The organism is Aurantimonas sp. NFXS3 (assembly GCF_049132005.1).
Classification (GTDB): domain Bacteria; phylum Pseudomonadota; class Alphaproteobacteria; order Rhizobiales; family Rhizobiaceae; genus Aurantimonas; species Aurantimonas coralicida.
In genome coordinates this window covers 996,151-1,009,870 of the sequence record NZ_JAGDDZ010000002.1, presented here as the reverse complement: position 1 = coordinate 1,009,870, position 13,720 = coordinate 996,151, and the positions used below count along the sequence as shown (strand labels likewise).

General features: G+C 68.8%; 9 protein-coding genes. 1 reads left to right on the top strand and 8 read right to left on the bottom strand.

Features of this window, described 5'->3' with window-relative positions; genetic code table 11:
• Positions 1-7 precede the first annotated feature (7 nt).
• The 5 genes from J3367_RS09920 to purD form a co-directional block, all read right to left on the bottom strand.
• Entirely contained in the window at positions 8-1,879 is a 1,872-nt protein-coding gene (locus J3367_RS09920) for an acetyl-CoA hydrolase/transferase C-terminal domain-containing protein (RefSeq protein ID WP_024349969.1), read from the bottom strand.
• Positions 1,879-3,978, bottom strand: a complete 2,100-nt coding sequence (locus J3367_RS09915) for a 3-hydroxyacyl-CoA dehydrogenase NAD-binding domain-containing protein (protein WP_024349968.1) — start codon at positions 3,976-3,978, stop codon at positions 1,879-1,881. Before J3367_RS09915 ends, J3367_RS09920 begins: the two co-directional genes overlap by 1 nt.
• 68 nt (positions 3,979-4,046) lie before the next feature.
• On the bottom strand, positions 4,047-5,330 hold the full coding sequence (locus J3367_RS09910) for an acetyl-CoA C-acetyltransferase (protein WP_024349967.1): 1,284 nt from the start codon (positions 5,328-5,330) through the stop codon (positions 4,047-4,049).
• Positions 5,330-7,600 (bottom strand): acyl-CoA dehydrogenase, encoded by a 2,271-nt coding sequence (locus J3367_RS09905; RefSeq protein WP_024349966.1) that lies wholly within the window; start codon positions 7,598-7,600, stop codon positions 5,330-5,332. The genes J3367_RS09910 and J3367_RS09905 overlap by 1 nt, the downstream gene beginning before the upstream one ends.
• A 186-nt stretch (positions 7,601-7,786) precedes the next feature.
• Positions 7,787-9,055, bottom strand: coding sequence for a phosphoribosylamine--glycine ligase (gene purD, locus J3367_RS09900; protein WP_024349965.1), 1,269 nt, complete (start codon positions 9,053-9,055; stop codon positions 7,787-7,789).
• A 264-nt stretch (positions 9,056-9,319) separates the two neighbouring features.
• On the opposite strand from purD, the gene ubiA reads away from it, so the two are divergent.
• The gene (gene ubiA, locus J3367_RS09895; protein WP_024349964.1) at positions 9,320-10,327 is read left to right on the top strand and encodes a 4-hydroxybenzoate octaprenyltransferase; all 1,008 of its coding nucleotides are present in this window, start codon (positions 9,320-9,322) and stop codon (positions 10,325-10,327) included.
• Positions 10,328-10,388: 61 nt separating this feature from the next.
• On the opposite strand, the gene J3367_RS09890 is transcribed toward ubiA, so the two are convergent.
• The 3 genes from J3367_RS09890 to J3367_RS09880 all read right to left on the bottom strand — a co-directional run bounded on the left by J3367_RS09890 (position 10,389) and on the right by J3367_RS09880 (position 13,617).
• Positions 10,389-10,958 carry a DUF6101 family protein gene (locus tag J3367_RS09890; RefSeq protein WP_024349963.1) on the bottom strand — a complete coding sequence of 190 codons (570 nt, stop codon included), beginning with the start codon at positions 10,956-10,958 and terminating at the stop codon, positions 10,389-10,391.
• 170 nt (positions 10,959-11,128) lie between these two features.
• On the bottom strand, positions 11,129-12,562 hold the full coding sequence (locus J3367_RS09885; protein ID WP_024349962.1) for an FAD-binding oxidoreductase: 1,434 nt from the start codon (positions 12,560-12,562) through the stop codon (positions 11,129-11,131).
• An 86-nt stretch (positions 12,563-12,648) separates the two neighbouring features.
• Positions 12,649-13,617: an L-threonylcarbamoyladenylate synthase gene (locus J3367_RS09880; protein WP_024349961.1), complete on the bottom strand. Its 969-nt coding sequence runs from the start codon at positions 13,615-13,617 to the stop codon at positions 12,649-12,651.
• Between the last annotated feature and the right edge of the window lie 103 nt (positions 13,618-13,720).

Sequence of the window (13,720 nt, the reverse complement as noted above, 5' to 3'; positions counted from 1 at the left end):
GGTCCCCTCACGACCAGGGCCGGCCCAGCGGGTCGTCGCGCGTTGCGCGCAGCGCCCCGGCCAGAACCGCCGATAGACCCTTCTCCCGCCACCCTGACGGGTCATCCAGCCCCATCCGTTCCAGCGCCGCCTCCTCGCGCGGATCGGGCGTCATGCGCCAGCCGGCCAGCGCCAGACGCGCCAGGGCGAGGCGATCGGACTTGGCCGACTTCAGCAGCTTCAGCGCCGGCACGAGCCGCCGCTCCTCGGCGGTCAGCGCCGTGCCGAACGGATAGGCCGGCAGCCTGTCTGCATAGGGTCGCAGGGCCTCGACCACATCCGCACGCCTGTTGCGCTGAGGCGGCACGAAGCCCCCCTCCAGCTTCGTCCCGGCCATCGCCGCCTTGGCCAGCCCCGTTTGAAACCGCCCGTCGGCCAGCCCGATCATCGCCGCCACGGTGTCGCGGTCGGTGCGGCCGCGCAGGTCGGCGACGCCATATTCGGTGACGACGATGTCCTTCAGATGCCGGGGGATGGTGGTGTGGCCATAGGCCCAGAGGATGTTCGAGGGCCCGTTCGCGCCGCGGGTGGACGGCAGGCCGATGACCGAGCGCGCATCGGGCAGCTCAAAGGCCTGGGCAACGAAATTGTACTGGCCGCCGACGCCGGAGACGACCCGGCCGTCGTCGAGCTGGTCGGAGCAGATGTCGCCCAGCGCCGTCGCCAGCATCGCGGCGTTGAAGAAGCGTGCGTTGCGGCGATCGGCGGCGTGGGTTGCGCGGTCCTCGGCCGGCACCGCGTTGACGAAGGAGATCTCGCGCATCGACAGGAGCGCCCGCCGCTCCGGCGCCATCTCCCGCAGCCGGGCATAGAAACTCTGCGGGCCGACGAAGAAGCCGCCATGCAGGACGTTGCCGTCGCTGGCCGGGCGCCGGAGGATGCCGGCCTCGAACAGCTCCAGCAGCCCGTCGACGAACATCTCCGACAGGCCGTAGAGCCCTTCGCGAAACGGCTCGGTCTCAGGCTCGAGGCTTTCCGGCCAGTTGCCGAGGGCCGCCAGCATCGCCTTAAACGTTACCGGATCGCGATGCCGCAGGATGAGCGCATGGGTGAGCGCGTCGCCGATCCCGCCAATGCCGATCTGGATGGTGCCGCCATCCTTCACCAGCGCCGCGCTGTAGAGGCCGATGGCGTATTCGACGGGACCGATGGGCTGCTTGGGCACCGAGAACAGGCGCGCCGCTTCGACGTCTTCGCCCTCCAGCAGACAGTCGAAGCGCTCGGTCGGCAGGGCCGCCGGACCGCCCATGAAGGGCAGGTTCGCATTGGCCTCGCCGACGAAGAGGATCGGCTGCCCGCGCTCGCGCGCCGCGTCCATCGCTGGCAGGAGGTCGAGCGTCATGTCGGTGTTGGAGGACAGCGACCATTGGCTGCGGTCGGCCGATGGCGCGACCATCTGGCCGATGACATTGACGCCGCTCGCCAGGATGTAGCCGGCGGCATGGGTGTAGTTCGCCGTGACGTAGTTCTCCTGGGCGTGGCGATTGCCCAGAAGCGCGCCGGCCTGGAGGAAGAACTCGACCACCCGGACATTGGGCGGCAACGCATCGTTGCGGCGGTCCGCGACATAGTCGAGCCGGGTCACGCCGTCGTAGAGGCGCTTGGCCAGCGGCCCGGCAAAGCGGCCCTCCAGCCCCTCGCCGCCGGAGGGCGGGTCGAGGGACAGGGCCGTCTGGATGGTCAGCTCGACCTGCGGGTCGCGCAGCGCCCGGCGGTAGAGCGCGTTGGCGACATGGTTCGCCTTGCCGAGACCGAGCGGCAGCGCCAGGACGATCGTCTTGCCGACCGCCGCGATCACCGCGTCGGCCAGCGCATCGGCCTCGGTGAAGCGTTGCGTCATCAGCTCTTCAGGCGCTGCCAGCCCTCGTCCGGCGCAAAGCGCGGCCCATGCTTGTCGGCCAGTTCCTTCATCCGGGCGACGATCTCGTCGACGCCGCGCTGTTTCGCGTAGTGGATCGGGCCGCCGCGGAAGGGCGCGAAGCCGGTGCCGAAGATCATCGCGCCGTCGGCGACGTCCTCGCTCTCCACCACGCCCTCGCGCAGGCACGCAACGACCGCGTTCAGCATCGGCAGGATCAGCCGGTCGAGCATGTCCGGATCGTCTTTCGAGCCGTCCGGCAGCGCGTCGAGGCGCTGCTTTTTCGGCTTGCCGTCCTCGTCATAGGCATAGAGCCCCGCACCGGTCTTGCGGCCGAGCCGGCCCTCGTCGACCATGGTCTGCAGCCAGCCGGGCGAATCCGGAAAGGCCGTGTCGAGGCGTTCGCGCAATGAGGCGGAGACGTCGAGGGCGATGTCGAGGCCAACCTGGTCGGTCAGCTCGACCGGGCCCATGGGCATGCCGAATCCTTCGGCGCAGGCGTCGATGCGCTCCTTCGGAATGCCCTCGTCGACCATGATCAGCGCCTCGGCCATGTACGGCGTCAGCGAGCGGTTGACGAGGAAGCCCGGCGCCGAGGTGACCGGGGCCGGCAGGCGCGACAGCTCCACCGCGAAGGCGGTCGCCCGGCGCGCCGTCTCGGAGCTGATCGCATCGTGGCTGACGATCTCGATGAGCTGCATGCGCGAGACCGGGTTGAAGAAGTGCAGGCCGACGAGGCGCGACGGATCGGCGAGACCGGCGGCGAGATCGGCCAGGGGTAGCGCCGAGGTGTTGGTCGCCAGCAGCGCCCCCTCCTTCAGCTGCGGCTCGATCTCGGCGTAGATCTTGCGCTTCAGCTCGATCTTCTCGGGCGCCGCCTCGATGACGATGTCGGCGCGACCGATGCCGTAGCCCATCGGGTCCGGCACCAGCCTGTCGAGGGCATCGCGCACCTTCAGCGGGTCCTTCAGGGTCGCCTTCAGCATCTTCTGGGCCGCCTTGATCGCCTTGCCGATCGGCGCCGTGGCCACGTCGCCCAGCGTCACGGAAAAGCCCTCGCGCGCCGCCCAGGCGGCAATGTCGCCGCCCATGGCGCCGGCGCCCACCACATGCACGTGCCGGATCCCGGATGCCCCCTCCTTCAGGGCACGCATGGTCTCGCGCAGGAAGAACACCCGGACGAGGTTCTGGGCGGTGTCGGTCTCGATCAGCTCGGCGAAGCTGTCGATCTCGCCCTCCTGCATGGCCTTGGCGTCGCCGCCATGTGCCTCCCACAGATCGATCAGCCTGTAGGGCGCCGGATAGTGCTCCTGCGGCGCCTTGGCGGCGGCGCTCTTGCGCATCTGCTTGGCGGCGAGCGAGCGCGCCGGTTTCACCGAGAAGGCGTGTCCCTTCAGGCTGCGGCTCGCGGTCGGCAGATCGTTGTAGAGCGCGGCCTGCACGGCCGAGGCGACGTGCCGCTCCTCGACCACGGCATCGACGAGGCCGATCGACTTCGCCTTCTTCGCCGGCATCGACTTGCCGGTCAGCATCATGGTCATCGCCTCCACCGGATCGGCGATGGCGGTCGAGCGGTAGGTCCCGCCGAGCCCCGGATGCAGGCCGAGCATCACTTCGGGAAAGCCGAGGCTGGCGTCGGCGACGGCGATCCGCCGGTCGCAGGCCAGCGCCAGTTCCAGACCGGCGCCGAGGCAGTGGCCATGAATGACCGCGATGGTCTTGGCCTTCACCTTCGACAGCCGGTCGAGGACGAGATGGGCTTCCTTGAGCATGCCGCGGATCTCGCCGGTCGAGGCGCCGGCGAATTGCTGGATGTCGGCGCCCGCGGCAAAGCCCGACGGTTTGGCCGAGCGGATGACGACGGCCGAGGGGCGTTGGTCGATGATCTGGTCGACGTGGTGCGACAGCTCCTCGATCACGCTGCGGTCGATGGTGTTGACCGACTTGCCGGGGCGATCGAGCACCAGCCAGTAGACGTAGTCGTCGTCCGTGGCGGCGCGCCAGTTGCCGGTCTGCTCCGCGTCACGCACCGGCCCGAGTTCGAGGGCGCGTTCGGATAGTGCCTTCAGCATTCTGCCCATGGGTGTGCTCTCGTCTTTCGTCGAATGTCAGGCGCCCGGACCGGTTCGCGGTCCGGCGGCGGGGCGGATCAGGCCGCTTCCAGAAGCATGGCGCCGCCGAGGCCACCGCCGATGCACTCGGTGGCGATGCCGCGCCTGCGGCCGAGCCGGCGCATGGCATTGGCCAGATGCAGGGTGATGCGGTTGCCGCTTGTGCCCACCGGATGGCCGAGCGAGATGGCGCCGCCATCGACATTGATGTTGGCGTGGTCGATGCGGCCGCCGCGCCCGTCGAGGCCGAGAACGCCGTCGGCGACCTTCGGATCGTCGAAGGCGGCGATGCAGGCCAGAACCTGCGCCGCGAAGGCCTCGTTCAGCTCCCACAGATCGACGTCGGCCACGCCCATTCCCTGCCGCTTGAGGATCGGCGCGGTCGAAACCACCGGGCCGAGCCCCATGATCGACGGATCGAGCGCGCCCCATTCGGAATCGACGATCCGCGCCAGCGGCGTCAGGCCATGGCGCTCGACGGCCTCCTCCGAGGCGAGGATCGTCCAGGACGCGCCATCGGTGATCTGCGAGGCGTTGCCCGCCGTCACCTTGCCATAGGGGCGCTCGAAGACCGGCTTCAGCTTCGCAAGGCTCTTGGCGGTGGAGCCCGGCCGCACGCCGTCGTCATGGTCGAAGACCTCGCCGTCGCGCGAGAAGGCCGGCAGCATCTCGTCCTTCAGCCAGCCTTCCTTGGTGGCGTGGGCGAGCCGGTTGTGGCTCTCGGCGGCGTAGCTGTCGGCGTCGCGCCGCGAGATGTCGAAGAGATGCGCCAGGATCTCGGCGGTCTGGCCCATGTTGAGATCGGAGATCGGGTCGGTGAGGCCGCGCTCCAGCCCGATCACCGGCTTCAGGAATTGGGGCTTCAGGCCGGTGAAGGCCTTCAGCCGGTCGGTGGTCGTGCGGGCACCGTTCAGCCTGGCGAACCAGTCGACCGCGCCGCGGCGCAGCACCAGCGGCGAATGGCTCAGCGCCTCGGCACCGCCGGCCAGCACCATGTCGGCCTTGCCGAGCTCGATGGTCCGGAACGCCGTGTCGATCGACTGCATGCCCGAGCCGCAATTGATCTGCACCGTGAAGGCCGGAATCTCTTCCGACAGGCCGAGCCGCAGGGCGGCCACCCGCGCCGGGTTCATCTCGTCGGCCACGACATTGACGCAGCCGAGGATGACGAGGTCGATAGCGTCCGGCCCGAAGGGCTGGCGCAGCATCAGGGGCCGCCCGCACTGGACCGCGAGATCGACGGGCGAGAACGGTCCCGGCTTGCCCCGCGCCTTGATGAAGGGCGTGCGCGCGCCGTCGACGAGATAGACGGGTCTGGTCATTATTCGGCTGCCTCGCGGTGGGTTTCGTCGCCTCCGGTGCGGTTGCGGTCGTGTTGGGAGGCGATCGGGGACACGTCGGCCATCGGGAAGGCATCGACGGCCACGACCTTGTCGACCGCCGCCTTGGCCTCGGCCAGACGGTCAAACTCGGCATCGGTGATCACGCCGGCATCGCGCGCCTCGGCCGGATCGCGCATCTTCGCCTCGCGCATCTTCTTCTCGATGGGCGCCGCCTCGGTGACGAGTTCGAAGGCGAGTTCCAGATCCTTGACCGGATGCTCGGCATGGCCCTCGCCGAGATAGATGTCCGGCGTCAGGCGATCGCGCTGCGAGGACGGCCGCATCAGGATCGCTGCGACCTCGCCGGTCAGCTCGTCCGACGGCTCCTGGAAGGGCACGCCCAGCGGGAAGGCCAGAACCCGGGTCACCGCGGCGGCCCAGCGGGCCGGAAGATTGTCGAGCACGCCCTCGAAGGCGAGCGACATCCGGTTGTAGCCCTTCTGCATGATGAACTCGACGATCGGGCGGTCCACCTCCGGGCGGCCCTCCACCTCGAAGCGCTTCAGGACGGCGCCGAGGAGATAGAGTTCGGAGAGGATGTCGCCGAGCCGGGCCGACAGCATCTCCTTGCGCTTCAGGGCACCACCCAGCGTCAGCAGCGACAGGTCGGCGACCAGAGCGAAGGCCGAGGCGAAGCGCGAGAGCTGGCGCCAATGGCCGATGAAGGCGGCGTTCTTCGGCGCCGGGGCGGCCATGCCGCCGGTCCAGCCGCGCACGAAGCAGCGGAACGCATTGGTCAGCGAATGGCCGACATGCTTCCAGAAATGCGTGTCGAACTCCTTCAGCCCGCGATCCTCGTCCTCGTCGGACAGGGCCAGCAATTCCTTCAGCATGTAGGGATGGGCGCGGATGGCGCCCTGCCCGAAGATCATCAGGTTGCGGGTCAGGATGTTGGCGCCCTCGACGGTGATGCCGATGGGCACCGACTTGTACTGGGCGCCGAGATAATTCTTCGGCCCGTCGATGATGCCCTTGCCGCCATGGATGTCCATGGACCGCTCGACGGACTCACGCATGCGATAGGTGGCGTGGGCCTTCATGATCGCCGAGACGACCGACGGCTTGTGGCCCTCGTCGAGCGCCGCCACGGTCAGCCGCCGCGCGGCGTCGATCAGATAGGCGTTGGCGGCGATCTCGGCGAGCGGCTGCTGGATGCCCTCGAACATGCCGATCGGCACGTTGAACTGGGTGCGCACCCGGGCATAGGCGCCGGTGGTGCGGGCGCAGAAGGCGGCCGCCGCGGCCGATTGCGACGGCAGCGAGATGCCGCGCCCGGCGGCCAGCGCCGTCATCAGCATGGTCCAGCCCTGGCCGATCTGCTCGGCCCCGCCGAGGATCCAGTCCAGCGGAATGAACACGTCCTCGCCGTAGAGCGGGCCGTTCTGGAAATAGGTGAAGGCGGGAATGTGCCGGTCGCCGGTGCGCACACCGGGCGTATCGGTCGGGATCAGCGCCACCGTGATGCCGAGATCCTCGCCGCGTCCCAGATGGTTCTCGGGGTCGAACATCTTGAAGGCGAGCCCCATCACCGTCGCGACCGGGCCAAGCGTGATGTAGCGCTTGTGAAAATTGAGCCGGATGCCGAGTTTGCGCTCGCCCTCGTGCTCGCCATATTCGACGACGCCGCGATCGGTCATCGCCGCCGCGTCGGAGCCGGCTTCCGGCGAGGTCAGGCCGAAGCAGGGGATTTCACGGCCGTCGGCCAGCCGCGGCAGCCAGTGATCGCGCTGCTCCTGCGCGCCGAAATGCAGCATCAGCTCGCCGGGTCCGAGCGAGTTGGGCACCATCACCGTGACGCCGGCGACGACGCTGGCCGAGGAGACCTTGCGCACGACTTCCGAATGGGCGGTGTTGGAAAAGCCGAGGCCGCCATATTCCTTCGGGATGATCATGCCGAAGAACTTCTTGCGGCGCATGAAGTCCCAGACTTCCGGCGGCAGGTCGCGGTCCTCCCAGACCAGCTTCCATTCGTCGATCATGGCGCAGAGTTGGTTGACCGGACCGTCGAGGAAGGCCTGCTCGTCGGGCGACAGCCGCGCCGGCGGCATGGCGACCAGCTTGTCCCAGTCGGGATTGCCGGTGAAGAGCTCCCCGTCCCACCAGACGGTGCCGGCGTCGATGGCCTCGCGTTCCGTGGCCGAAATCGGCGGCATTACCGTCTTCGCCCATTTGAAGATCGGCCGCGTCAGCTTTTCCTGACGAAAGGACATGGGGTGCGCTCCCGGTTCGAAACTCCTGTGCGCCTAATGTATGGTCGCGCCGATGGTTTCCCAGCCATGCATGTGCATTGCCGCATGCGCGGACGCACGGCGACGCGTCACCGCGCCCTTCGACAGGCGCGGCGACGGGGATGCACGGGATCTGCGGGAGAGTTCAGCGGCGGCCGCGGCCTCGCGTCAGGCCTCGGTCATGATGGCGCGGTGGCCGATGTCGGAGCGCCAGAAGCCCTCGGTCCAGTCCACCGCCTCGACCGCCTCATAGGCGCGGCGGGCCGCTTCCTTCACCGTGTCGCCGGTGGCGGTGACATTGAGGACGCGCCCGCCCGAGGCCACCAATCCGCCTTCGGTCAGGGTCGTGCCGGCCTGGAAGACCCGCATCGAGGCGTCCGGCGCCGGCAGGCTGCGGATCGCGGTGCCCTTGGCATAGGTGCCGGGATAGCCGTCGGCGGCCATGACCACGGTCAGCGCCCGCGCGTCGGACCATTCGGGGCGCACACCGGAGACGTCGCCCTCGGCGGCGGCCAGCAGGATCGGCAGGACGTCGCTTTCCAGACGCATCATCAGCACCTGACACTCCGGATCGCCGAAGCGGACATTGTATTCGATCAGCTTCGGGCCGGTCTCGGTCAGCATCAGGCCGACATAGAGGACGCCCCGGAACGGCGTGCCCGCGGCCGTCATGCCGGCCAGCGTCGGCTCGACGATCTCGCGCATGACGCGCTTCGTCACCGCGTCGGTCATCGGCAGGGCCGGCGAATAGGCGCCCATGCCGCCGGTGTTCGGGCCGCGGTCGCGGTCGAAGGCGCGCTTGTGGTCCTGGGCCGTGCCGAAGAACAGCGCCCGCTCGCCGTCGCAGATGCAGAAGAGGCTCGCCTCCTCGCCCTCGAGGAATTCCTCGACCACCACTTCGGCGCCCGGCCCACCGAAATCGCCCTCGAAGCAGGCGTCGACGGCGGCAATCGCCTCTTCCTTGGTCTCGGCGACGGTCACGCCCTTGCCGGCCGCCAGCCCATCCGCCTTCACGACGATCGGCACGCCGCCGGCATTGATGTAGTCGCGGGCCGCGGCGGCATCGGAAAAGCGCCGGTAGCGGGCGGTCGGGATGTCGTGCAGCGTGCACAGATCCTTGGTGAAGCCCTTCGAGCCCTCAAGCCGCGCGGCGGCCTTGGAGGGACCGAACACCTTGATGCCGGCCTCGTTCAGCGCATCGGCCAGACCGTCGACCAGCGGCTGTTCAGGACCGACCACGACGAGGCCGATCTCATGCTTGCGGCAAAAGCCGGTGACGGCGGCCGCATCGGCGACGTTTAGGGCGACGATCTCGGCATGTTCGGCGACGCCGGGATTGCCCGGCGCGGCGAACAGTTTTCCCAGCTCCGGCGACTGGGCGATCTTCCAGGCGAGCGCATGCTCGCGGCCACCCGATCCGATGAGAAGAACATTGATCGTCATGCAGTCCTGCCAGCGTCTTTGTCGCGCGGGCGGAGATCGGCAAGTCCCCGCACCGGACGCGATGAATTTCCACGAGATTTCACGGCGGACGGACGGTCTTTGATCTTGGCAGACCTGTCCGTTCCGGCCGCGCCCGACAGCCGACGCTGCCGATTACGTTTCAGTCCGCCCTGCGGTCAAGTTCCCGACGCGAGAAAGTCGCACGGTTCTCCGTCGAAAAAACTTGACTGCGGCATTTTTGCGGACATGGTCGGAAGCATGTCGAATCTCAAAGGCACCCTCGTCGACAAGGCTGATCGCGTTGCCGACGCGCCGTCGAACAACTGGGTCTATCGCACGCTGCCGCGCGGCGCCTGGCCATACGCGCAGCTCGCCCGCTGGGACCGCCCCATCGGCTGGCAGCTTCTCCTGTGGCCGTGCTGGTGGTCGGCCGCGCTGGCACCGCAAGCGGTGGCCGCCGGGGCGGTGCATACGGGCCTGCCGAGCCTGTGGCACCTGGCGCTGTTCCTGATCGGGGCGATCGCCATGCGCGGCGCCGGCTGCACCTATAACGACCTCGTCGACCAGAAGATCGACGACATGGTCGCGCGCACCCGCTCGCGCCCCCTGCCCTCCGGCCGGGTCACGCGGCGCCAGGCGAAGATCTTCCTCGCCCTGCAGGCCGCCGTCGGCTTCATGGTGCTGATCCAGTTCAACAATTTCGCCATCCTGCTCGGCATCGCGTCGCTGGGCACGGTCGCGATCTATCCGTTCCTGAAGCGCTTCACCGACTGGCCGCAGCTCGGCCTCGGCCTCGCCTTCTCCTGGGGCGCGCTGATGGGCTGGGCCGGCTATTGGGGCTCGCTGTCGCTGGCGCCGGTACTGCTCTATGCCGGCAGCATCCTGTGGGTGATCGGCTACGACACGATCTACGCCCATCAGGACAAGGAGGACGACGCGCTGGTCGGCGTGCGCTCCACCGCAAGACTGTTCGGCGAGCGCACCAAGGGCGCGCTGACGATCCTGTATCTGGGCACGCTGGTGCTGTTCCTCGCCGCTTTCGTCTCCACCGGGCAGGCCAGCGGCGGCGGGGTCACGTGGCCGGCCTATGCCGGCCTGGCGATCGGTGCCTTCCAGATGATCTGGCAGATCCGCACCCTCGACATCGACGATCCGGACCAGTGCCTCGGCCTGTTCAAGTCGAACACGATCTTCGGCTGGATCGTCTTCTTCAGCCTGATCGTCTCGGCGCTCTGGTCGCTGTCCTTCCCGATCCCGGCAAGCTGAAACGCCGCGCATCCCTCACAGGATGCGCGGCGCTCGATCTGTTGCCGTCGTCTGCCGACGATCAGTGGCGGGCGATGATCTCCTCGCCGCTGACGATCATGCGGATGCCGAGGCCCGGCTTGCGACGGGCAAGGAAGCGCGGCCGGCGCTGGCGGTTCGGCGAGCGCCGACGCGGCGCCGGAGCAGCCGCCTTGATCTTCCCCAACGTCTCTTCGAGGCTCTGGATGGTGCCGTCGGCCTCGACCATCAGCATCGGCAGGCCGAACAGATCGGACCAGCCGCGCCAGTCGGCGGCCACGTCGTAAAGGTCGCTGGCCACCAGAAGCGGCACGGTGCATTTGGGATCGTGGTGATGTAGCTCGAGGGTGACGGTCACCTCGCCGTCGCCATTCTCCATGGCGCGGGCCGCGACGCCCTTGAAGGCGCGGGCCGGCAGCGCGATGGACACTGGAATGCCGGACTGATCGAGCTTGCGATGGACGACAGCGCCCCGGCGATCGACCTTGTAGGTGACCATTTCCCCGTCCTCGACCATCTCGATCGTCTGGCGACGGTCTGAGGCAGCGGGATCGAGGCGGACCGGAACGGTGGCCCAATTGGGCCGGGCTGCTGTGTTCGGAGCGATGCTCATGGATTGACGCCTTCTGCCTCTGTCGAGAGCCGATGTTTCGGTCTCTCCCTGTCAGCCGATGTCTCCCGGCTTTGATATGACGACAGTAGGATGCGCATCTTGAAGTCGCGCTAAGAAAGGCGGTTAAGTGTTCCTCACTCCGACGAGGGTTACCAAGACGAAAACTTGAATCAAACCTGAACGAGCTTGCCGGGGTTCAAGATGTTGTTAGGATCGAACACCGTCTTGAGCCGCCGCATCAACTCGATCTCCGCGCCCGCCTTGGTGCGGGCCAGCTCGTCGCGCTTCAGCTGGCCGATCCCGTGCTCGGCCGAGAACGTGCCGTCCATCTCGGCGACGATGCCATGGACGAGGTCGTTCATCTCGTGCCAGCGGGCGAGGAAGGCATCGGCGTCGGCGCCGACCGGCTGCGAGATGTTGTAGTGGATGTTGCCGTCGCCGAGATGGCCGAAGGCAACGATCCGCGCGCCGGGAATGGCCTCCAGGACGGCCGCGTCGGCGGCGGCGATGAAGTCCGGCACCTTGGCGACCGGCACGGCCACGTCGTGCTTGATCGAGCCGCCTTCCGGCTTCTGCGCCCAGCTCATCTCCTCGCGCATCATCCAGAAGTTCTCGGCCTGGGCCAGCGACTGGGCGATGGCGGCGTCGGCGATGATCTCCGCCTCGAAGGCCGCGGTCAGGACGCCCTCCAGCGTCGCGGCCGCCTCCTCCTGCGACCGGCTCGAGGAGACCTCCATCAGCACGTACCAGGGATGCTGCGATTCCAGCGGGTCGCGAGCGCCCTGGGTGTGGCGCAGCGTGAAGTCGAGGCCGATCCGCGGGATCAGCTCGAAGGCGGTGAGCTGCTGGCCGGCCTGCCGCTCGGCAAGCTTCAGGAGGTCCAGCGCCGCCGCCGGCGAGGCCAGGCCGACATAGGCCACTTCGCGTCCGGCGGGCTTGGGAAACAGCTTCAGCACCGCCGCGGTGATGATGCCCAGCGTGCCCTCGCCGCCGATGAACAGATGGCGCAGATCGTAGCCGCGATTGTCCTTCTTCAGGCGGCGCAGGCCGTGGATCACCTCGCCCGAGGCCAGCACCGCCTCGACGCCGAGGCAGAGTTCGCGGGCATTGCCATAGGCCAGCACCCCGGTGCCTCCGGCATTCGACGACAGATTGCCGCCGATCTGGCAGGAGCCTTCCGAGCCGAGCGACAGCGGGAACAGGAGACCGGCATCGTCGGCCGCTTCCTGGGCGCGCTTCAGGACGACGCCTGCCTCCACCGTCAGGGTCCGCCCGACCGGGTCGACGTCGCGGATCCGGTCGAGCCGGGAGAGATTGACCAGCACCTCGCGCTTCGAGCGCGGCGACTGGGCGCCGACGAGGCCGGTATTGCCGCCCTGCGGCACGATCGCCGTGCCGGTCTCGTTGGCAAGGCGCAGGATGGCCGACACCTCCTCGACGCTGCCGGGGCGCAGGACGAGCGCCGTCTGGCCGGCATACAGGTCGCGGGGTTCATGCAGATAGGGCGCCACCATGTCCGGCGCGCGCAGCGCATTGGCGTCGCCGACAATGGCGGCGAACCGGGCAAGAAGGGCTTCGGGAAGGGCGGTATCGATCTCGGTCATGCCCATGTGAATAGCCCGCACGGCGTGATCCGTCGAGACGCGGTCCCCGTGGCGCCAGGGGCAATCCGGATCGAAGTGTTGCGTCGTCAGCCGCGCGGCGCAGCGGCCCTACGCAGGCGGTCGTTGATCGCCTCGCCGAGACCCGATTGCGGGATCGGCGCCACGGCGATAGCGGTGATCTCCGGCGCGTCGAAGGCCGCCAGCGCGGCAAAGAGCCCGGCCGCCGCCTCGCGCAGATCGCCGGAGGGGCTGAGATTGACGATCGCCGCTGCCTGGTCCTGCCCGGCGACCGGCGCCGGCCCGAAGGCGATCAGATATTCGCCCGGCGCCACATCGGTCGCATTGAGCCGCACCCGGCCGGCGGGCGCATAATGCGAGGTCAGCTGGCCCGGCGCGTTGATCGCCGCATCGCCGGCCGGATCGACCACCGGCAGGCCCGTCGCCTGCGCCAGTTCCGCCCGGCCGACGCCGCCGGCCCGCAGCAGGACCAGCCGATCGGCCTCGGGCATGACGATGGTCGATTCGACCCCGACCTCGCAGGGCCCGCCGTCGAGGATCAGCGGCAGACGTCCGCCGAGGCCGCGCAGCACCTGGCCCGCATTGGTCGGGCTGACCCGGCCGGACGGGTTGGCGCTGGGCGCGGCGAGCGGCCGTCCGAGCGCGGCGGCCAGCCGGCCGGCAATGCCCTGCGGCGCGCGGATGGCGACGGTGGCAAGGCCGGCCGTTGCCAGCGGATGCACGGGCGAGCCCTCTTTCAGGGCCAAGACCATGGTCAGCGGCCCCGGCCAGAAGGCTTCTGCGAGCACCGCGGCGACCGGGCCGATCTCGGCCAGGGTCGCGGCCATGGCGAGGTCCGGCACGTGGCAGATCAGCGGGTTGAAGCGCGGCCGGCCCTTGGCCTCGAAGATCCGCGCGACGGCGGCACCGTCGGTCGCGTCGGCGGCAAGGCCGTAGACGGTCTCCGTCGGAATGCCCACGAGTTCGCCCGCCGCCAGCAGTGCGACGGCACGGCGCACCGCATCGGGCGCATCGGCGGAGAGGAGTTCGGTCTTCACGGTCAGGACCGATTGCAGAAGCGGAGCGGAAAGGAAAGAGGCGCGGGCCCGATCAGGTGGCGCCGATGCCGTGCGAATGGCCGGCTATCACGCCCTGCCGTTG

What these genes read in the sequence shown, in the direction of transcription:
- J3367_RS09910 (WP_024349967.1), bottom strand. Translation starts at nt 5,330, where the DNA reads ATGACCAGACCCGTCTATCTCGTCGACGGCGCGCGCACGCCCTTCATC.
- J3367_RS09905 (WP_024349966.1), bottom strand. Translation starts at nt 7,600, where the DNA reads ATGTCCTTTCGTCAGGAAAAGCTGACGCGGCCGATCTTCAAATGGGCG.
- J3367_RS09885 (WP_024349962.1), bottom strand. Translation starts at nt 12,562, where the DNA reads ATGACCGAGATCGATACCGCCCTTCCCGAAGCCCTTCTTGCCCGGTTC.
- J3367_RS09915 (WP_024349968.1), bottom strand. Translation starts at nt 3,978, where the DNA reads ATGGGCAGAATGCTGAAGGCACTATCCGAACGCGCCCTCGAACTCGGG.
- ubiA (WP_024349964.1), top strand. Translation starts at nt 9,320, where the DNA reads ATGTCGAATCTCAAAGGCACCCTCGTCGACAAGGCTGATCGCGTTGCC.
- J3367_RS09920 (WP_024349969.1), bottom strand. Translation starts at nt 1,879, where the DNA reads ATGACGCAACGCTTCACCGAGGCCGATGCGCTGGCCGACGCGGTGATC.
- J3367_RS09890 (WP_024349963.1), bottom strand. Translation starts at nt 10,958, where the DNA reads ATGAGCATCGCTCCGAACACAGCAGCCCGGCCCAATTGGGCCACCGTT.